Raw genomic sequence first — 21507 nt, forward strand, 5'->3', positions numbered from 1 at the left:
CTCCTTTTTCAAAGGAGGTTTTACTTTATAATATCAAAACGACGCGTTAACTGTTTTTTATAGCGATCACTAATGGTTATCTTAGCATTAGAGTTTAGATATACCGTGTTTTCGGCTAAATTAATTTGCTTTATTTTGTTAAAATTTACTAGAAATTTTCTGTGAATTTGCTCAAAGTTTTTACCTGTTAGTAGTGGTTTAAGTTTTGCTAATGATTTTTTAACCACATATTTTTCATCTAGCGTATATAATGTGCTATAATTCTCTTCTACCTCAATATATTCAATATCATCCAAGATGAGTTTACATATAGTCTGTTGCTTTTTAATCATTAGGTAACCCGTTGTAATTAAAGGGGTATTTGTGCTTAGTGTATCTTCTTGTTGAAAGTACTTTTCTATAGCCAACTCAATAGTATATTGTAATTCTATCGTGTTAAAAGGCTTTAGTAAATAGGTAAAAGGTTTGGTTAGTTTAGCGGCATTAAAAACGGTTTTACTTTGCATACTAGTAAGAAATAAAAAAGGGATCGATGAAGATGTTTGTTGAAGGTATTTAGCAAATTCAATACCATCCAATTTTCCATTAATATCGATATCTAAGATAGCTAAATCAAAAGTAGAAATGCCTAAAGCTTCTTTAGCTTTTACTAAAGTGTTGACTAAAGTAATGCTATATTCTTGTGATAAAAGATTGATAATGTTTTGTGCATCGTCTATATTATCCTCTAATATCAATATCTGTAGAGTTTTCATGCTGCATCATTTTTTAAGGGTAACTCTAGCGTAATGGTTATACCTTTATCAGTATTGTTAGCTATAGTTAGCTCCCCTTTATTTTTTGTAATTAGTGTTTTGCTTAGTACCAAACCAAGTCCCAATCCTTTAGATCTATCTATTTTTTCTATAGTTAAGCTCTCGTAAGTATTAATGGTATGTAAAACTTCTGAAGACATTCCAATTCCGGTATCTTTTATCGTAATGATACAGTGTTCCGGGGTTAATATTGTCTGTATCCAAATGTTGCCTCCCTCTGGCGTATACTTAATAGCGTTGTCGATTAAATTTCTAAAAGCAATTTTAAATAGTTCCTTATCTAAGCATACTTTAATACTTGGATTGTCAAAAGAAGTGGATAACGAAATATTTTTTGAAAGCGCAAGAGGGGTAAAGTCGAACACAAGTGCATCTATTAAAATTTTGATATGGTGGTTTTCAGGCATACAGAGTAATTGATTGTTTTGCTCTAATGCCCAGTTCAAGATATTATTTAGTGTTTGTGCTGTATTTTCCGAAATAGCTTCACTTTTCGTATTTAACGTTATCGCTTCGTTTATGTCATTTATTTTTAATAATTCCGTTACTTTTTTATGTTGTTTTTTTAGGGTATTTACGGGGGTTCGTAAATCATGAGAAATTACAGAAAGTAAATAATTTTTTGTAGAATTTAAGTTTTCTAGTTGTTCCTTTTGCGTAGTAATTAAAATATGTTGTTTGGTTTTAATTCTGTACAGATAAAATAGAAGTGTTAAGAATAATAAGGCTCCAATAAGCGAAATAGTAACTAATTGTATTCGTTCTTTTTGTTTATTGGTAATTTCTTTTTGTACTGCTACTTCTTTGTCTTTTACAGCTAAAGCAATTTGTTTGTCTTTTTTTAGTAAACTTGATATTTTATCTCTATTCCATAAAGAATCTTTCCATTGTATATATTCTACATAATACTCCACACTTTCTTTGTAACGCTTTCTGTTTTTTTCGACTACTGCCATATTGAGTGTCGTATTTTCCTTGAGTTCAAAACTAGATTGTGTTTTAGCTAAGGTATACGCTTCTTTAAATAAGGGTATGGCTTTATCATCTAGATATTGTTCATAATATGCATTGGCAATATCCTTAGTGGCATAAATAATACTTAGTGTATCATTTTTTTTTTTCGCTAAATTTCTTTCTTTATAGAGATAAGCTGTTGCTTTTTTATAGTTTTTAAGGTGCAAATGGCAGATTCCTATATTATGATATATTGACCCATAATTACTATCCTTTTCGGTTTTTTCTCCCTCTGATTCCCATTCATTAAAAAAAGACAAGGCTTTTTTATACTCTTTTTGATTTGTATGTATGATACCAAGTTTTAGTTTTTTTAAATAATTAAATTGAAATGTATCCGATATTTGGCTAAAACTTTCTTTTGCTTGACTCCAAAGTTTCTTTTTTACGGCACAAGAGCCTTTTAAATAATAGGCATAATCAGACAGTGTAGTTTTCTTCCTTTGTAATAAAAACTCGCTAATATTTATATAGGTAGAGTCAATCTGATTGTTCAAAAAGTTATGTATTGATTTATGAAATAGTGCATTGTGACCAGATGTTTGGCAAATCTCTAGTATAGATGTATCAAAATTCTTAAAATTATGCTGCGCAGACATAGTAGTGTTAACTATAAAACATAGGAGAATAATTGATGTTTTGATTTTCATTTTTTAGGGCTAGTATATAGTTTTTTAGAGTTAGGACTCCAAAGCTTTTTAATAGAACTACATCTGTTTTTTTAAAATAAAACAGATGTAGTTTAGTAATGCTAAAAATAATATAGGTAATCTGGCAAGAATACTTAGGTGGTTTGTGTTTCACTTATATCTCTTACGGTGGTAACGGTTCCTCGCGTAGTTTCTGGGTCATCATATACATAGTTTACAAATATCTTCTCTACAAGATCTTCCTCTTTAGTATGATATTTAAGTTGTAAGGTATATAAATCAAATTCTATTACTTTTTTCTTTAATAATGTAGGTAAAAACTTAAACTGATTAAAATCAAAAAACATATCAATATTATCGAACTCTATAGTAATCTGACGAAAATTACCTATAGGAGGATTTATAGTTTTAGGATTAAGAGTAGTAGGAGGGCATTCAGAAATAAATAAATTATTACTCCATTTTACTAATCCAAGATTGGTTATCTCAGTAGGTAGATAAACAGCTATATCTATCTGATACATATAATTACCATTGTTAAAACTTGGATCTTGAAAATAAGAAGTGGCAACCATAGGTTTTGTTGGTGCATTATGAAGAAAAAAGAGTTTTTGTGATACTTTATCAATAGATAAAGAGTCCATTGTAATTTCAGACATAGTTTAATAGGTTTTAAGGTTTATTAGTTATTAAAAATAAAAATAAAGATAAAGGTATTAGGGTAAATTCCCTTAATGTGCAATAAAAATTAAAGTTAAAACTTAGATTGGTTTATAGATTTTATCTGGGGTACGTACTTCAATATCTTATTTGCCCTGAAATATATTCTGTGAAAACTAGGATATTGAGTTATGCTATCTCGCTTATTAAAATAACTCGTGATAAAAGTCAATGTTTTTATACTTGTTTCTATTTGTTGGTGTTTGCATACTTTAAATAGGTACTTGATAAAAAAGTACCCATTTTAAGTACCCATTTGTAGGTATTTGCAAGTTTTTAGGTACTTCAAAAAAGTTAAAACACTGATAATCAATATGGTTTGAGTGCAACCGAAATGGCTCATAACCCGAAGGTCACAGGTTCGAGTCCTGTTCCCGCTACAACAGATAACCTCTTCATTTTGAAGAGGTTATTTTTGTTTGAGGAAGTTTTTTGTGACCACAAAAGTGTCAAGTTATTGGCTGGAGTACGGAATTGGAGTACGGAATTGGAGTACGGAATTCATATGGGATATAGCTTTTTATGGTTATAAACCGAAAAATTAAATCTGTATTTTTAATCTCTTTTTTATCAATGTAAGGCCTGGTTTATAGTTAATAATCTTATTTTTAAAGATTTGTATTTTTCTAAATGTTCTTATGGTTCTTTTAAATGATTAATTTGCGGTATCCTTTATATCTATGACCATCAGGTAGATTATACGACAGGGCTGAATTTATTTAATAACGAAGGTGTCATTTGGGCATTTTTTACATAAAATATCTATAATCATACTCTACCTTTTCTCTACTCTCTATTAGTTTTCCAATCCTAGCAATTTCATTTGAAGATGAAATTGTCGCTGGTAACTGAGAATACATATTTAAGGAATTCCAATTCATTTTCGTCAATCCTAAAATCTCATTAGCAATTTGCTCTAAACTACCAGTTCCATAATGCTTAATTATCTTTAGAGGTTTAGGAATATATCTGCCTCCTGGATAAAAGTTGTACTTTGGATTTTTTACTGATGGGATAACTCCGTGGGAATATAATAATGCCTCTTTTTCATTTAATTGAATACATGTACCTCGAGAAACTGAGAAACCATCTATATCAGCTTTCCCATTATATATTTTACTGGACACATATCTAATATCATCTTCAAAATTGATTTCTATTAAATCAATATTCTCAATTTTCTTGTTGTCATACAAACTATCCAAAATACCTTGCTTTTCTTCTTCAGTAAAAAATGTTCTTTTGTGAATAACAACCCTTTTAGGAACTTCATTCATAGATTCATAAAATAGGTTTAACACACTTCTTCCAAATTCATATGCATCATCATAGCTTAAATGAGGTTTCCTATTTCTCCATTGAATTTTATCATTACTTATTTTTGACAACTTGTATCTAAGACCTTCACCTGTAGAACTGTATATATGGCTACATCCTAAAACTATATGACTATCATTTTCATCATTCTTATTATTAATACTATAGCCTATTCCTGCAAATGCAGTTGTTTTATTGGTATTATTGATTATCCAAGGGGTTCTAAATGATTTAACAAAATATGATAATGACAGCCACCAATTAATTTGGCAACTTTGACTATTGTCTAAAATTGTTTTTTCTCTAATAAATTGAGAAGTTACTCCTTTTTCTGCACAAAATGCCTTTACATAATCATGTAGATCAAATGATTCTACTCCATCATTATAATGTATAAATTGTTCCCATCTATTTGGGATGTAGATAACCATTATTTTTTGACTACCAATAGTACTCAGTTTTGTTATTTTATCACAAATATTTCTTTTAATTTCATGTACTGTTTCTCTATGAGTTTTATTAATTGGTTCATTTAAGGTTTCCCAGTTTGAAGAAGACTTTAAAGGTATGTTTAGGCTCACACCATAAATATTATAAAACCCTTTAAAATCTATAATATAGTTATCATCAGGATTATTCTTTTGAATTTCTTGATTTTGTTTACTCAAAAAATTATAAAAATTCTCAGCATCATTATCAGGACAAATGACACCTAGATCTATTGTCTTATCTAAAAAACTATTTAAACTAGTTTCAAAAGGTTTGAAATTTACTAATCCTCTCATTGGATGTACATCAAATGCTTCTTTGGTCCCATTGATAGTTGAAAATAACAAGCTTGTTTCCTTAAACTGGACTCCTTTAAGTTTGATTAAATGTTCAGGAACGTTGTGGTGATTTGTATATCTATTGTTTAGATCACAAACATTAGTAAAAATAGGAGCTTTGTTTATACCAAAAGTAAAACCACTACCTGAATTTAACGGAAATTCATATTTTTTTTGATTAAAAAGTTTTTTTCTCCAATTAGTAACATAGTTATTATATTGTTTATTCCATATTTTTTGAAAAAATGCTAAACCTATTTGCTGTTTTATATCCTTTGTTAGATTGTTATTTTCAATATAAAAGTCTGGATTTAAGGATAGATAATATTTACCTTTAATTTTTTCTAATGCAAACCTCAAAGCATTAAAAACCTTTTGATTATGGATTGTTTTATAATCTGATTCAGACCATACTTTGTCCTTGTAGTTTGTTTTTAAATTATTGGTATTAGAAAATAATTTGCATAGGGTTGATAACAGAAGAAAACTCATACTGGAGTTATAAATTTTAATATCTGTTAATGGTTTTCTTACAATATCACCTTGAATTACATCTTTAAATGTATTTTGGATTTCTTCCAATGTTCCAAAAGACCAAATGCTCTTACTATAAGGAACTGCCGTAATATTATTGTTAAGCAGAGTTCTCTCTTTTACAAACTTCCAAGGTTTATCTTTTAAAATTGCATCAAAAACAAAGACTTCTTTAGGAAATTCAATAGGAAATATATTGCTTTTTAGTACTTTGTTTATTCTGTCTAACTTTAAATCAAATGGAGTAAAAGAGTCAATTTTATTGTTAGTATGTTGCAATACATTTAGCTCATTTTTGAGTTCAGCATTCTCTGCAACAACTAACTTTGTAAGACTAATCATTGTAGTATCAAACCCATCTGTAGGGATGTAAAATGCACTTCTATTGTTTTTATTTACATGATTAATTAAATCGGATACTTCTGAGTTTATAGAATTGCCATAACCACACCAAAATAGTCTTCCAGCCCCAGGTTTTGAGTACGCATCCTTTAAAGTATTCATTAGAGATTCATCCCTGCCACTATATCCTAAAATAATTAAATGCTTATCTCCTAAATATTCTATTAGTTTATTCCTAAATGTTTCATCCTGTTTTTGAAGTTCTTCACTTGTGTTTTTTAGTTCTCCATATTTAAAATCACCGTGTAATTTTACTACTGGCAATTCATTACTATTCTGAGCTCTTTGATTTATTCTTTGGACAGAATCCAAAGCAATATCAATTCCCTGAATACCGCCATGGACACAGGAATCATTTACCAAATTATCAAAATTGGTTGTCCATACAGAATCTAATGTACCCTGTTTAACTAAAATAGGAATAGTTCTATAACCAACTGATGGTTTTTTATTTGAACATATTTTTTGAAAGTATTGCCTCCTGTTTTCTTCTATGGGAAAACATTTTTTAGCATAAAATGAGTATTCTTCAAAACTATCTTTTTCAACATAATTACCTTGGTTATCAAGCCAGTTTTGAATTATTGCTTGTACCTTAGGACTTTTATAATTTTCTATCCATTCCTGAGAATTAGCATTATTACTTTGATAGATAATCTTTTTCCATTCCCAAATGCAATCATAAGCAGATTGTATATCTGAACTAATGGAGCATCCTGCTCCTAAAAGTAAAGAATAAGAATCATTTTTGCTTATAGTAACAGATCTAAGAAACTCATCAAATTGTAGTTGGTTAATCATTTCCTATTGTTTTTGTAAAATATCTTATAGGATTTAATATACAAATCATTTTTGTAGCAAATAAAAGATGTAAATAATTTTTATAAAAAATTCTCAACCCTTTCAATAGCTCATTCATATATTTTCCTTCTTAATCATCTCTATCTATTTTAAATGAGAAAAACCTTCTTTATATGAGAAAGAAAAAAATTGAGCTGATAGCAGATTTTCTTATTATTAAGGAAATATAATTTTCAACTTAAAATGCTATTCAAGGTGGTGTAATGGAGTTTGTGATTCATTGAAATTGGAGTATAACCAATGGAAGTGTATTTGTTTTGATTTGTATACAAATGTTGCTGTTTGTTGCCAAATGCAGGTGTTTTCAGGTTGAAAAATAGAGTGAGAAGTGAAATCACGGTACTGACTTTGACAATAATTAGTAAATAGGAAACCATACTCCGTTTTGGAGTATGGTTTTTAAGTATGGAAATGTAGTTAAATGTCACTATTTGCGTACTTCAAAATATTCAAAGTGCTTGTTTTTAGTGATTTGTGTGACCAAAGAATCGTTCTCATAACCCGAAGGTCACAGGTTCGAGTCCTGTTCCCGCTACGAAGAAAACCAGTTGTGAAAGCAACTGGTTTTTTTATACCCGAAAATCTGAAGCACAGCATCAGGTTTTCGGGTATAAAAAAGGTATATGATGCAGTACATCATTGGTTTTCTTTGTGCAAGGTTCCTTAAAAGGGCCAACGACCATAGGGAGTTAATCCTGTTCCCGCTGCTAAGAATAAATTATTGATTTTTAATAAGTTACTTTCGTTTGTGAGAATGAATATCAATTTCATTGTATAGCTATTTAAGTACTGGCAGGGGATATTGGTGGGGTGCAATTTTTACGTTTATTTTATAAAAAAGCGTTGCTTATAAGGTACTATGCTAAAAACAAGTTAGTCGTGAGTCATGGGGTTCCATTGCTATCTCTATCTCTATGGTTATTTTATGATTAGGGTTTCTATATTTAGGATTTATCAGAAAATGAGATGGTTCTGGGTAGTCTTTGAAAACGGGAAGGTATATTAAAAGCAACATTATTTTATCAATGTTGTTTTTCATTTTTATAGTAGTTGATTAATTTTAGAAATATACTTTATAGGCACTTTTTTTGTTTTGTTGGATTCTACTATTTTTTTGTTTTTTGAAATTGTTAGTATACCTAGAAATATCAATAGATAGATCTTCAAAGGATTCTTGGAGAGTATTTCCTTGCATAGCTTATTTAAAAATAGCAATAAAAGTATCATTAATGAACGATACAAATAAGTTATGTTTTCATGTGTTAAGTTCCTTATAAGGAACTAATTATTTTAGTATTAAGATAGAGGTTGCGGAGCATTTTGTTATACTTGATTCTTTTAGGAGTACGTGATGTTATTAAGGATATTAAAAAAATGGAGGTAAACCCTCCATTTTCTTCCTATAACTGATGTATAAACGAACTAATTTTATAGCTTTCTATAAACAAATTCTCTTACCTGTTCATTGGCATTACTATCTATGAATGTGTATATAAGCTTAATGGTATTGTTGTTTTCTAGCAAAAGTTTGACTCCTGAAATATTTTTAAGTGCTATGGTCTTTTCATCTTTTACAATATACTCTAGAGTACTCGTTTTAATAAATTGACATTCTGCACTGGTATCAAAAACAACCGTGCTATTTCCTTTGATAATTGTTGCGTTAATACTTTCTGGTAAAGGATAACTCACACTTACATTATAGTCTAACAAATCTCTACGATTAAAGGTTTTTTTATGTTGAATAAATTCAAAAATACTTTGAGGTTTAAACTCTATTGTATTTTTTTGAAGGCAATCTTTATCAGAGTCGATTTTCCACTTTCCTAATATATTTTGAATTACCTCGGTTCCATCAAAAGTGTCGTCATTATTATCCTCATCTGTCTGGTTATCTGTTTCCACATTATCTGTTTCTTCCTGATTTTCTCCTAATTCGGAATTGTCACTTCTAATAAAAATATCTATTTGATCTTGTTGTTCATTACCATTGGCAACTTTGGAAGTAATCTGTAAAGTATCGTCAATCAGCTCGATTTCAGAATCAAAGTTAAAAAAAGTGACTCTGTTCAAACCAACAACCGTGTAGGTCCCGGATTGTGTAACTGTTCGAGAACAAAGAGTTGTAGAATTACTCCCTAGTTTTAAAAAAGTTACTTCATAGGTGTCGTCTTGATTGAAAGTAGCTGTTGAATTTTTTAAGCATTCGAATTCAGATGGTGAAACATTTTTATTGTCAATAGTGCTGCTTACCAATTTCCAGTTTCCAACTAATTTTTCTTTGGTAACTAGTACTTCTTGAGAAACTTGTTCATTGTTTTCTGGATTAGAATCAGAATCACAAGAAAAAAGAGTTAGAGAAAACAGAATACATAAAATTGATTTGTGGGTTTTAATACGGATCATTTTTGTCTTTTTTAATGTTCGATTTTAATTTTTATCTTTTTTTAGAAAACTTTTTATTTTTCCAGTGTATTAAAGTTTTGCTACAAACATATTTATCAGGTTGATCTTTCACAAAAATAGAAGGTGGACAAAGGGGGGACAGCCTAGATATATGCTCCTAGAATCTGCTACAATTGGTTATAACGAGAAAAAAATCAGAACATAATGAAAAAGTAGTATGCTAAATTATATTATTCTCAAACCTAGACAAAGTAGGCTGATAGGCTAAATCACCTTTCAGAATATTTTATACAAAGGATCGCGTTGTAGATGCAATACATCATAGTAATCGTCATAACCCCGTATCAGCATAACTATTCGATATTTCACTAGCTTATGGATACTATGAGTGATCAAAAGAGAATGATGCTTATCTAGAATCAGATTACTGAAATAATTGATGACCTTATGACTATGTTCCAGTTTTTCTAATAAAACAATAGCACTATCAGAATGTATTTCTTCCGAAGAGAAATCAACAGAAATACATAAAATACTGTATTTTAATACTCCCTTTTGGGTGTGATCAAAAGTGTTAATTCTTTGGTTTGTTATTTAAAGTTAGCACTTAATGCCTTAAGTCAAACAAATACCGTGAATTTTTCGGGTTAACTTTTGTAAACTATGTATCTTTATGAGCATTTTGAATCATCTAAGATAATGCTAAATAACTTCATAAATCAGCTACGAATTACAGAATTAGAACTTCAAGACGAACTTCAAGAAAAATCATCTATAACAATACATAAAAAAGATGATATTATAATAAAGAACAATCAATACATTAAAGTTTTAAAAATTGTTTTAAAAGGAAAAGTAAGGGTATATCAAGAAAATGGAGAACGTGAAATTCTTATTTATTATTTAAATCCTATAGAAGCTTGCACTTTGTCGCTTTCAGCTTGTTTTGAAGATTGTAAGAGTACGGTAAATGCAGTGGTAGAAGAAGACTGTACTATCCTAAATATACCTGTGAGATTTGTTAGAGATTGGAATTTTAAATACAAGTCTTGGAACTCTTTTACCACGAATACGTATAGAGAAAGTTATAATCATCTTATTAATCAATACTCAAATTTAGCATTTCAACCGCTTAAAGATAGATTATTTGATTACTTAGTCTCCAAAGCAAATGATATGGTTGTTAAAAAAACACATCAAGAATTAGCAAAAGAATTAGGAACAACTAGAGAAGTTATTTCTAGGTTGCTAAAAAATTAGAATCTAACGGAAAACTAAACCTAAGACAAAAAGAAATTCAAATTTTAAAATAATTTTTTTACTGTTGTGCCAAAAGTCACAAATAATTATTCTTAAATACTTCTTCCTTTGTATTAAATTAAAATATAAAGAAAATGAAAAGTATTAAAACAGTAATTACAGTCGCAGTATTAATGACAAACTTAACTTCTTGCGGGCAACAGTCGAATACTGAAAAAAACCAAATTAAACAATCTTTTGTAGCACATACACCTACATCACATCACGAAGTAGCATTAGAAGTGTTAAATGCCAGTAAAAATTGGATTATAAATTTTAATTCAGGAAATGCTGCAGCTTGTATAAAAGGATATGATACAAAAGCAATAATGAGAGCTATGCCATTTGGAATCAAAAAAGGGGTATCAGAAATTTCTGGATTTTGGAAGCCTTTCATCTCTTCTGGGGCCACGAATTTAATTTATACAAATGTAAGCATCGAAGTAGTCAATAAAACGACTGCATTTTTATCTGCAAACTGGAGTATGAATGTAGGAAAAGGCATTATTTATCAAGAAAAATGGGAGCGAATAAATGGTAAATGGCTTTTAACTTATGATGATTTTGAGGTTTTAGAGAAATTTGAAACACCAATTAAAAATGATACAAATCCTGTCGCAAATCATATAATTTTAGAAGAAGTTATACAAGCTTCTATTAAGTGGACCAATTCATTTAACTCAGGAGATAATAAGGCTTGTGGAAATGGATATTCTAAAAATGCTTTTATGAATGCTGTACCATTTACTTCTATTCAAGGAAAAGAAGTAATTGAAGATTTTTGGACGAAATTGATTAATGATGGTACTAAAAATTTAACATATCATAATCCAACATTTAAAGTTAAAACGGATAAAAGTGCAACGTTATCATCACAATGGAGCATGAATATAGGTGAAGGCAAAATCTATCAAGAAAAATGGGAACAAATAAATGGCAAATGGCTTTTAACCTATGATGAATTTCAAGTACTGAAACAGTATTAAAACAATATAAAATAAAGAGACGGAGTTAGTACCTTACTTTATTTCCTATGAATGTCATAAATAAACAAAATTTAACTTGATTTAAAAAATCTAAAAATGTTTCTTAAAACCTTTATGTTTTTTTGTTTTTCTATTATTTGTGTTGTTGCAAATGCACAAAATAATAAAGTAGTGGATAGCCTTCTACAAGTTATACATCGAAAATCAGTAGCAGATACAACCCTAGTAAAAGCCTTTAATGATTTAGGGGTTCAACATGCTATTTCAAAACCTTTATTGGCAAAAGATTATATAATGAAGGCATTAGCGATTTCAGAACAAAATAATAACTCTATAGGAATAGCTGGTTCATACAATAGTTTGGGTAAGGTTTATCTTTATCAGAATGAGTATGATACTGCTCTAAAATATTTTGAGAAAGCGTTACAGATTAATAAAAAATCAAATCATATTTGGGGACAGGCTTCTGCACTGCATCAAATTGCTGCTACCCACGTTTATTCAGGAAATTATCTTGAAGGAATCACTGTACTTGAGCAATCAGGAGCGTTGTTTTTGAAAAAGAATGATTCTCTCTCTTATGCAAAATCCCTACAAACTTTAGGGGTTGCTTATAAAGGATTGGGGCAGCTAAGCGTAGCGACTAAGAAATACTTAGCCTCAATAAAAATCTATCAAGAACTTAATATTACAACGGGAATAACACATTCAAAATATCAATTAGGGGATATTTTATCGATAAAAAAAGAATATAGAAAAGCTTTACCTTATTTGAACTCGTCTTTATCAGGCTTTCAAGAAATGGGTAATTTTAAATTCATATTAATTAATCATCAAAATTTAGGATGGTGTTACAAAGAATTAAAAGATTATGATAATGCCATTAAACACTATGAAAAAGCATTAGAAATTTATAAAAACAAATATTCAATATCTAATAGTTCTTATGTATTATCCATGTTAAGTGAGATCTATTACGATTTAGATCAGCTGGATAAAGCTACCTACTATCAAAAAAAAGCCGTACAGGAATTGAATTCCAATAAAAAAATGTACAAGCTAGGGAAAGCGTACACCTATATTTCTATGGGCACACTTTTTCTAAAGCAAAAAAAAACGGACTCAGCAGTCTTTTATGCACAAAAGGCATTAAAATATACACATAAAAATAGTTTTTTACGAGCAAAAATGGATACCTATCATCTATTGGCGCTTGCTGCGGAAGAAAAAAACAATAACATTGTTGCTCTTGAATATTTTAAAAAATTGGCAATATTGAAAGATTCTATACAAGAGTTAGAAAATAAAACGCTGGTTTATGAACTGAGTGCTCAATATGAATCCAACGAAAAAGACTTAAAGATTAAGCAATTCGAAAAAACTACTAAAACGAAACAAAAACAAATTGGGGTATTAATAATTTTGGGGTTAGTTTGTATTGCTTTTTTGCTTGTAGGTGGGAAGATATTAAGAAAAAAAAATAAGCAAAAACGAAAATTAGAGGAAATGGTGAAACGAAAAAATAAAGAGTTAACCGCCAATACACTTCATTTGCTAAGAAAAAATAACACCCTTAATAACGTCAAAGAAAAATTAACAAACTTATGCAACACACCAGGTGAAAATGTATATCCGTATCGCAAGGTGCTACAGGTTATAAATTTTGATGAAAAGGAAGATCAGAATTGGGAACTTTTTAGAGAACTTTTTGAAGAAACCCATCATGGTTTTTACAAAAAAATAAACGATAGGTTTCCTTCTATTACTTCAAAAGAGCTAAGACTTATTTGCTTGTTAAGACTTAACCTTTCTTCAAAAGAGATAAGTAAGTTTCTTAATATATCTCCAGAGGGAGTTAAAAAAGCTCGCTACAGACTAAGAAAAAAAATGAACCTTACTACAAAAGAATCACTTGAAGATTATATTATAAATATTTAATACAAACTTAAACCTTAAGTATTTTGGCTACTAACATGGTGAAATTTTGAGGCATAGTTAAACTATTAAATATGTTTTATTCTAGGAGGGGTTAATACTCAGAGACTGGTGTATATCATAACAATTATGTGAAAGCAGCATACTAAATTGTTTATTGGTATTGACCTACATAAGCTAGTTAGAAAATTATATTACCACAGATCTTTTACTGGATTTAATAGTATTTTTTTGAAAATTATCCATGCATTAGTAAAGAACATCCATTCTATAGTCCTTTGTTTCGCCTCAAATTTGCACCGTAACAAAAAACAAGAAAAGATGAAAACTAAAGTCCCATTAAAATTAGCACTCCTAGTTTTTTTACTAGGATGTACACTTCCAACATTTTCTAATATTAAAAAGAATACTAACATGAGCGACCAAAAAAAAGAAACAATCGGATTACTAGTAACGATGAAAGCTAAACCAGGAAAAGAAAAAGATGTAAAAGATTTTTTACATGGCGGATTGGGATTAGTAAACCAAGAGCCGCTAACGGTATCCTGGTTTGCCTTTCAAATAGATCATAACACCTTTGGAATCTTTGATACTTTTGAAATAGAAGAAGGAAGGCAAGCACATTTAACAGGTGAAGTTGCCAAAGCATTATTAGCAAATGCAAGTGATTTATTAGAGAATTTTAATCCTAGTACAGATATTCAAACAATAGATGTGCTAGCGACTAATCATAAGTCTGGATTACAAAACAAAGGTTTCCTTGTTATAATGAGATCTAAAGATACAAAGACAACAGATGTAGAAAACTTCCTTAATGTTGGCAAACAATTAGTAAGTGATGAGTCAAAGACTTTATCTTGGTATGCAGTAAAAATAGATGCAACTACTTATGCAATCTTTGACACCTTTGCAGATGATTCTGGTAGAAATGCGCATTTATCAGGGAAAGTTGCAGCAGCACTTATGAAAAATGCACCGTTTCTTTTGGAAGGTTTTGAAGCATCAGCAATTCAAGAAATAGACATTATAGCTTCGAAATAATTGTTATTTTTAGAAAGGAGTGTAGCAAGCACTCCTTTCTTTTTAATAAATATGGTTAAATAAAGAAATTCTTATGGCTCAAATTATTGTTGATAATCAAAATGGTGAACTAGCATTTAGACTAGAAAGATTTGAAGATCTTAATCAATTTGACCATTTGCAGAGAAAAAATTATTATTCTATCATTTTACTAAAAGGAAACAATTACAAATTAAGTGTAGACCTTTCTAATTATCAATTGCAAGGCGACCAGATGATTTGCTTGTCGCCTTATCAACCTTTTATGATTACTTCTGATGAATTTTGTTCAGGATGGTTATTAAATTTTCATCCAGATTTTTTTTGTACATATAGACATCAAAATGAAATTGAAACAGAAGGTATTCTTTTTAACAATTATCATGGATTACCGCATTTTAAAATTTATGAAGAAGGGTTATTTTGTAATCTCATAGACCAAATTTCAAAAGAGATGGATAGAGATTCTATAGCTCAACATGAAGTTCTTGTGGCTTTTTTAAAAGTATTTTTAATAGAAGCAGTGAGACAGAAAAAACAATTTGATAAAGATATAGTACCAAAATTTTCTGATGGTCAATCTGAAATCTTACAAAATTTAGTAGATTCTATTGAGAATAATTATTGTGAGTTGCACTCTCCTAAAGATTATGCAGATATTTTGAGTGTTAGTACTAAAACATTGGCAGGAATTGTGAAAAAATATTTGCAGCAAACACCTAGCACATTAATTTCTAATAAAATTGTTATAGAGGCTAAACGTGAACTATATTTAACCTCAAAGCCTTTGAAGCAAATCGCTGCTAGTCTTGGTTATGATGATGAATTTTATTTTAGTAGGTTTTTCAAAAAGAAAGTAGGTGTTTCTCCCGATAATTATAGAAAGACAGTAGGTTTTGCTAAGCTAGAAAAACTATGATTGATTTGTAGTATTTTGTCTGCACCAAAAACCTTAAAAGAGGGTAATTCTACAATTACCTTCCCTAAGAGCACAACTGTCAATTTTATACCAAAAAATGAGATTTAATTGAGTGATTCAAGGCGATAGGAATCACTTTTTGTTTATTGGAAAATCCAGAAAGATAGGAAATACTATGATGGTTATTCATTATGGACCCAGAGGATCTATGGCTAGTTTGAATACAAAGAGGATTAAAATTGAAGAACGTTTCATAAAGGAATTATCACCAGAAATGTTGAAACAAAATGCTTGGGTATTCATTTCTTTGTAAATGAAATTGATGTTACCGAATTGCCAAGTGCTATAAAAATGCTGAAAACCGTTAGAAACCAAATAGATGAATATGGTTGAGGTAACGAAATTAATGAAGTATCACCTTAGGGGTGTATCATGACTGGTGATTGGTAAAAGAATCCACCTTGGAGAAGAAAGAAATAGTGTGTATTGTAAAAATACGATAAATGAGAAATACCTAATTTCCGAACAAATAATAAAAGTAAAATCACTTTACAATTCTTAAATGCAAATATTTTCTCTTAAAAAAATACTCTGGACAATATGATATTTAGAATTTATATTAGCTATATTGAATAGGTTTTATTTCTAAAATTTAAAAAGACATTTCGGTTGAAAAAAGTGAAGTTTTTATTGATAGTTACAGCATTATTTTTTTCTTGTCAAAATGAGCATTCTTCATTAGGTATAATGTTTACTGGAGATGTGATTTTAGATCGGGGAGTAAAAGATCAAGTAACGCTTCATGGGGATTCATTACTAACTAAAGCTTTTTACAAGGCAAAATCAGAAGATTTTCTTATTGTTAATTATGAAGGGACATTTACTAACCAAGTAGCTAGCCAGCGTGATAAATTTAACTTTAGTCAACAAGCCAAATATGCTTCCTTATTAGCTAAAAGTGGCGTTACCCACGTATCAATAGCCAATAATCACAGTTACGATTATTATGAAGAAGGATTTAAAGATACGGTAGAGGCGTTATCTCAAAACAATCTTGATGTTTTGGGTAATACTTGTAACCCTAAGATACTTAGTAAAGGTGAGTATAATTGTGCTATTTTAGGTGCTTCACTTACTACGCATAATGAAAACTTATGTATTTCTTCTATAAAGAAGTTAAAAAGTAGTGTTATTAACTTCAAGAAAAATCATCCAGAAATACCTTTGGTGTTGTATATTCATTGGGGGCTTGAGTTACAGTATACTCCAGAAAAATGGCAAAAAGAACTAGCTGTTGATCTAGTAAATTTGGGTGTAGATGCTATTATTGGGCATCACCCACATGTTGTTCAAACCATTGATTTTATTAATGATGTACCAGTATTTTACAGCTTAGGTAATTATATCGCAGATGCCTATTTACCAAATACCAATATATCATATACTATAAGTTTAAAAGTTACGGATCAAATAGATCAGGTTAATTTGATTCCTATTGAATTGAAACGATATTTCCCCTTTCATATCAATAAAGATCGACAGCTTTCTTATCTCAAAAAATACTTGTCATTTTCAAATGGAGTTTGTGCATTGCAAAATAAAGAAAGTTGGATATTGAAACCTTTGGAAATGGTAGATTTTAAAGAAGAAACCACCTTGTGGGTATCTACAAAAGATACTATATATTCAACCATAAAAAAGATGCAATCAGGACAGAAGGTTTTAACAGTTCATACACCAAATTCTCGATCTAATACTGTTGGGTTATTTGGAGAACTATCAGAAATGCATTTTTCTGATATTGATAATAATGGGATAACAGATATTTTGTTAGGAATAAAAAAGAAAGTACACTTTGATCAAGAAGAAAAAAAGAGATTAAATATATATAGCTATAAAGAAAAGCGTCTTAGTCCATTATGGTTGGGGACAAAGTTTATCGATGATGTAGATAGTTTTAGCCCGTATACCAAAAATCGATATAATTACCTACAAACTATAGAAGTAGATAAAAAAGGTAAAAAACATCAAAGAATCTATAAATGGGATGACTTTGGATTTGCTTTAACTAATAAATGAAATCAACCAACCTTATGATAAAAATTAAATAGATGAAAATTTATAAAATCATTTTTTTTCTGGCATTAGTATCAATAATAACTAATTGCAAAAAAAAGACAGCACCCCCAAAAGAAAAAGAACAAAAAAAGGTCGAAGTAATAGATCAATCCTCAATGGATCAGCCACCATCAGAGCTTGTTTCAGTCGATTATGGAGCTAAAGGATATTTAAAAAAGTACTATGAAATCCCTCATATTCAAGAGTTTTATGAGTGGCAAGACATGAAATATCAGATATGGGAACCTAAAAAATTCCCAGAAGATTTATCAGTTTTATCATATGATGAGTTGCGCTTATTACGTAACGAAATCTATGCTCGAAATGGACATTTGTTTGATGATGCTTTTTTGAGAGGTCATTTTAATCGCTCAAAATGGTACATGCCAATATTTGATGTAGATGATTTTGAAGTTATTCTTTCAGAAGAAGAACAAGAATTGATTAGTAAGATTAAAGAAGAAGAGGAGAAAAGGAAAGAACTTAAAACAATTACGGATAAAAATAGATTAGAATTATACAATGCCGATCTCATTGTGAATAAAAAACAGTTCAAAGAAATTCCACAAAAAGTTCAGAATGATTTTAGTAATCAAAATTTTAGTATTCTTGAAGCCAATAGATCTATGCCCTTTTATACCTATGATGAAAATGCTTATGAATACATTCCTCATTATATTACTACAGATTTGTACTTGTTTATACTACATAAATATTTCTCGACGAGTTTAGAAAAACTTGATGAAAATTTCATGTATGTGCAATTAAAAACGATACTAGAAGAAGCATCTTATAAACTCTCTGCACTAGCAAAAAGTGAAGACAATAAAAACCTTAAATCTTCCTTAGAATGGGCACAGATGTATACTGCTACCGCCCAATATGCAATGGGAGAAAAAAAATATGTTGCTCCAGATGATTATGCTCTCGAGTTTGATTCAGAAAAAAAAGCGATAAACCAAATTCAGGGAAAACCAAGTTTTATCCCAAATATATTGGTTAATTATAAAGAACTAAAACCAAGAGGACATTATACCAAAAGTGACACGCTTAAAAAATATTTTAAAGGGTTTAAATGGATTAGCTTAAATGGGATCAACATTAAAAATAAAAAAGAACTCAAAGGGCTAATAACAATGGCGTATGCTATAAAAAATGATCAAAACCTGTATGAGAAATACCAACAATATGTTTCTATTATAGAAAAATTAGCAGGGCAAGAAGATAATCTCTCCATGGCTAACCTTATTCAAGCATTAGGAGATACTAATTTGGAGGAAACGTTATCAGATACTAACGTAAATAAAATTATAACGTATTTAGATGGCTTGGATAAAGAACGAGTAAAAAGAGTATTTGGAAAAGAATTTAAAAATGAAGAAAAAGAAATTAAAAGACTATTTTTCTTATCGAGTACATATTCTATCACCGGAGAAATTTTTTCCAGATTAGTGCATGTAGATGATCTAAATTCTAAACGTCCTTTTCCTAATGGTTTGGATCTTCCAGCTGTATTTAATAACAAAACTGCTGAAGAAATACTTTTCAACGAATACAAATACGGCGATAAATGGTCAGAGTTTAATGAAAGATTATCTAGTCTACAAGAACAATTTTATAAGTTCGAAGATTGGGACAACAATTATGGTTATAAAGGGGTTCAAACTGCTTTACAGGCAGCTTCAGAAGATGACCGTTATCCGGATTATATGAAAACCAATGCCTATAATAGAAAAGAGTTGTCAACCGCATTAGCATCTTGGGCTCATATCAAACATGATTTGATATTGTATCAAGAAAAACCATTTGCCGCAGAGTCCGGACAGGGAGGAGGACCAGAACCTCCACAACATTATAGTTATGTAGAACCTAATTTAAGGTTCTGGGATACTGCATTAGAACTAGTTAAATGGTTGGAAAATGTTTCCAAATTTGATTCAACCTTTGCTTCCGAATTAAAAGAAATAAAAGATCTAGGAGAGAAATTGAGATTAGTAGCGTATCAACAAGTAGAAGGAAAAACTGTTTCAAGTGAAATCTATGATGAATTACATCATGTGGGCGGAACTATAGAATATATTCTTTTTGGACTGTTAGAAACAGATCATCTTTCCGAACGTGAGAAATCAATGGCACTTATAGCCGATGTCTACTCTTACAAAAGGAGCAATCTAAATGTTGCGGTTGGACATGCAGATGATATATATGTGATAGTTCCCATAAATGGAGAATATTATATTTCTCGAGGTTCTATATTTTCATATCATGAGTTTATAGGAGAAATATTTGATGATGATCAATGGAAATCAAAAGTAAAAAAAGGAAACATTCCAGATCGACCAAAATGGATTCAACCTATTATCAATGATAATATAAAAGAGTTAGAAGGACAATTAGAGTTTAGAGTTGGAGGTTAACATTTCTTAGAAATAATAGGCTTAATATCTAATAATGAAAACAAAAAAAGATTCCAATTTCAAAAATAAATTTGGAAGTTAAATTATAAATAACAAATATTTGTATAACAAAATGACACAAAATAGAATACATACCGCACCGAAATCACTGTTTAACCAGTGTGACTATCGATGGATTAATAGATTATCCATTCGAAACAGGACGTTATGTAACTATTTGAATCATTTTTGAGATGATATAAATTAGAAAACTACTATAAATAGCAAGCGTCCAAGAAATTGGACGCTTTTTTTATGAATTTTTTTTAAAATAATGAACAAAGGTTAATTAGCACATAAAGATTAGTATTTGGAAAGTAAGCATCAGGGAGACAGACGATTGCCAAAACATCCAATATCCGTTGAAAAACGGACAGGGATTCTTACATCTAATTTTAACCATAAAGTGCTGATTACCAAATAAATAATATTAAAAAATGTTTGCAGGTTTAAAAAAAGTTTTCATCTTTGCATCGCAATCAAAACAAAAATAATAATCAAGATCGCACTATTGTTAATAGGATAAAACGTATAAAAATGATACCGAATAATTTTCAACATATTTTAAATCGACTCTTTACCAAGCAAAGGGGATATTGTTCTGATAAGAGCATAAGAGGTGTCTATTTTATAGAGAAGATGATTATAAGAACATAGCTTATACATACATCATATATATAAAAAGACGCCCGAACAAGGCGTCTTTTTTTATTGCCATAGTTCATTGATATTTTGAAAACCAAACACATTGACGTGTAGCTTAATAGGATAAAGCACTCGGCTTTTAACCGAGGTGATGTAGGTTCAATTCCTACTACGTCAACATAATGGAAAGGAAAGCCAATAGTTGGTGATCACAGCCTTGACAAGTTCACTATTGAACAACACCTATAGGTAAAAGAAAACAGGAGTGAAGACTGTTAGGGGTTAATGACTCGAGTGAGTTGGATTTCCATTAGAGATTGGGTAAATATTGGTTTGTTATGTCCGCCTGCTAAGCGACTTCACGTCTAGTGAATGATGAAGTTTCAAAATGCTATGCATTCATGAAATCTTATTTAATACTATAATAAACCATGAATAATCCTTTGCTCTCCGCAATAAAGATACTGTAGCTTAATGGTTAGCGCTGATGAGCTGTTATTCATAAAAAATAGTAGAGCCTGTGCCGGACTTGATCCGGTATTCG

General features: G+C 29.9%; 13 protein-coding genes and 1 tRNA gene. 8 read left to right on the forward strand and 6 right to left on the reverse strand.

Translation table 11 applies throughout. From position 1 onward, the window contains the following. Nucleotides 1-20: 20 nt before the first annotated feature. The 6 genes from D1816_RS20540 to D1816_RS26305 all read right to left on the reverse strand — a co-directional run bounded on the left by D1816_RS20540 (nt 21) and on the right by D1816_RS26305 (nt 10140). Nucleotides 21-755 (reverse strand): LytTR family DNA-binding domain-containing protein, encoded by a 735-nt coding sequence (locus D1816_RS20540; protein WP_118505346.1) that lies wholly within the window; start codon nt 753-755, stop codon nt 21-23. Beyond that, nucleotides 752-2479 (reverse strand): tetratricopeptide repeat-containing sensor histidine kinase, encoded by a 1728-nt coding sequence (locus tag D1816_RS20545; RefSeq protein ID WP_118505349.1) that lies wholly within the window; start codon nt 2477-2479, stop codon nt 752-754. Before D1816_RS20545 ends, D1816_RS20540 begins: the two co-directional genes overlap by 4 nt. Before the next feature lie 134 nt (nt 2480-2613). Beyond that, entirely contained in the window at nt 2614-3138 is a 525-nt protein-coding gene (locus D1816_RS20550) for a hypothetical protein (RefSeq protein ID WP_118505351.1), read from the reverse strand. An 810-nt stretch (nt 3139-3948) separates the two neighbouring features. Beyond that, entirely contained in the window at nt 3949-7080 is a 3132-nt protein-coding gene (locus D1816_RS20555; protein ID WP_118505353.1) for an SIR2 family protein, read from the reverse strand. Between the two features lie 1488 nt (nt 7081-8568). Next, complete coding sequence (locus D1816_RS20560) at nt 8569-9546, reverse strand: lipocalin family protein (protein ID WP_066308232.1); 978 nt, start codon at nt 9544-9546, stop codon at nt 8569-8571. A 276-nt stretch (nt 9547-9822) separates the two neighbouring features. Continuing rightward, nucleotides 9823-10140 (reverse strand): transposase, encoded by a 318-nt coding sequence (locus D1816_RS26305; protein WP_118505355.1) that lies wholly within the window; start codon nt 10138-10140, stop codon nt 9823-9825. Between the two features lie 105 nt (nt 10141-10245). Between D1816_RS26305 and D1816_RS20570 the strand changes: the two genes are divergently transcribed. From D1816_RS20570 to D1816_RS20610, 8 genes are all read left to right on the forward strand, one after another. Next, nucleotides 10246-10806: a Crp/Fnr family transcriptional regulator gene (locus tag D1816_RS20570; protein ID WP_162900346.1), complete on the forward strand. Its 561-nt coding sequence runs from the start codon at nt 10246-10248 to the stop codon at nt 10804-10806. A 134-nt stretch (nt 10807-10940) separates the two neighbouring features. Continuing rightward, nucleotides 10941-11831, forward strand: a complete 891-nt coding sequence (locus D1816_RS20575) for a hypothetical protein (protein ID WP_118505359.1) — start codon at nt 10941-10943, stop codon at nt 11829-11831. Nucleotides 11832-11927: 96 nt separating this feature from the next. Further along, nucleotides 11928-13769: a tetratricopeptide repeat protein gene (locus D1816_RS20580; RefSeq protein ID WP_118505361.1), complete on the forward strand. Its 1842-nt coding sequence runs from the start codon at nt 11928-11930 to the stop codon at nt 13767-13769. 318 nt (nt 13770-14087) lie between these two features. Further along, nucleotides 14088-14807, forward strand: coding sequence for a putative quinol monooxygenase (locus D1816_RS25995; protein ID WP_199729955.1), 720 nt, complete (start codon nt 14088-14090; stop codon nt 14805-14807). A 73-nt stretch (nt 14808-14880) separates the two neighbouring features. Beyond that, on the forward strand, nt 14881-15744 hold the full coding sequence (locus D1816_RS20595; protein WP_118505365.1) for an AraC family transcriptional regulator: 864 nt from the start codon (nt 14881-14883) through the stop codon (nt 15742-15744). A 678-nt stretch (nt 15745-16422) separates the two neighbouring features. After that, on the forward strand, nt 16423-17823 hold the full coding sequence (locus tag D1816_RS20600) for a CapA family protein (protein ID WP_233565272.1): 1401 nt from the start codon (nt 16423-16425) through the stop codon (nt 17821-17823). A 32-nt stretch (nt 17824-17855) separates the two neighbouring features. Further along, a complete protein-coding gene (locus D1816_RS20605) occupies nt 17856-20279 on the forward strand; it encodes a DUF3160 domain-containing protein (protein WP_118505369.1) in 2424 nt (807 codons plus the stop codon). A 788-nt stretch (nt 20280-21067) separates the two neighbouring features. Further along, nucleotides 21068-21141 (forward strand) — tRNA-Lys (locus D1816_RS20610). Nucleotides 21142-21507 lie beyond the last annotated feature (366 nt).

It is taken from the genome of Aquimarina sp. AD10, from assembly GCF_003443715.1.
Taxonomy (GTDB): Bacteria; Bacteroidota; Bacteroidia; order Flavobacteriales; family Flavobacteriaceae; genus Aquimarina; species Aquimarina aggregata.

What these genes read in the sequence shown, in the direction of transcription:
- D1816_RS20540 (WP_118505346.1), bottom strand. Translation starts at nt 755, where the DNA reads ATGAAAACTCTACAGATATTGATATTAGAGGATAATATAGACGATGCA.
- D1816_RS25995 (WP_199729955.1), top strand. Translation starts at nt 14,088, where the DNA reads ATGAAAACTAAAGTCCCATTAAAATTAGCACTCCTAGTTTTTTTACTA.
- D1816_RS20560 (WP_066308232.1), bottom strand. Translation starts at nt 9,546, where the DNA reads ATGATCCGTATTAAAACCCACAAATCAATTTTATGTATTCTGTTTTCT.
- D1816_RS20575 (WP_118505359.1), top strand. Translation starts at nt 10,941, where the DNA reads ATGAAAAGTATTAAAACAGTAATTACAGTCGCAGTATTAATGACAAAC.
- D1816_RS20545 (WP_118505349.1), bottom strand. Translation starts at nt 2,479, where the DNA reads ATGAAAATCAAAACATCAATTATTCTCCTATGTTTTATAGTTAACACT.
- D1816_RS20605 (WP_118505369.1), top strand. Translation starts at nt 17,856, where the DNA reads ATGAAAATTTATAAAATCATTTTTTTTCTGGCATTAGTATCAATAATA.
- D1816_RS20555 (WP_118505353.1), bottom strand. Translation starts at nt 7,080, where the DNA reads ATGATTAACCAACTACAATTTGATGAGTTTCTTAGATCTGTTACTATA.
- D1816_RS20595 (WP_118505365.1), top strand. Translation starts at nt 14,881, where the DNA reads ATGGCTCAAATTATTGTTGATAATCAAAATGGTGAACTAGCATTTAGA.
- D1816_RS20550 (WP_118505351.1), bottom strand. Translation starts at nt 3,138, where the DNA reads ATGTCTGAAATTACAATGGACTCTTTATCTATTGATAAAGTATCACAA.
- D1816_RS20570 (WP_162900346.1), top strand. Translation starts at nt 10,246, where the DNA reads ATGCTAAATAACTTCATAAATCAGCTACGAATTACAGAATTAGAACTT.
- D1816_RS20580 (WP_118505361.1), top strand. Translation starts at nt 11,928, where the DNA reads ATGTTTCTTAAAACCTTTATGTTTTTTTGTTTTTCTATTATTTGTGTT.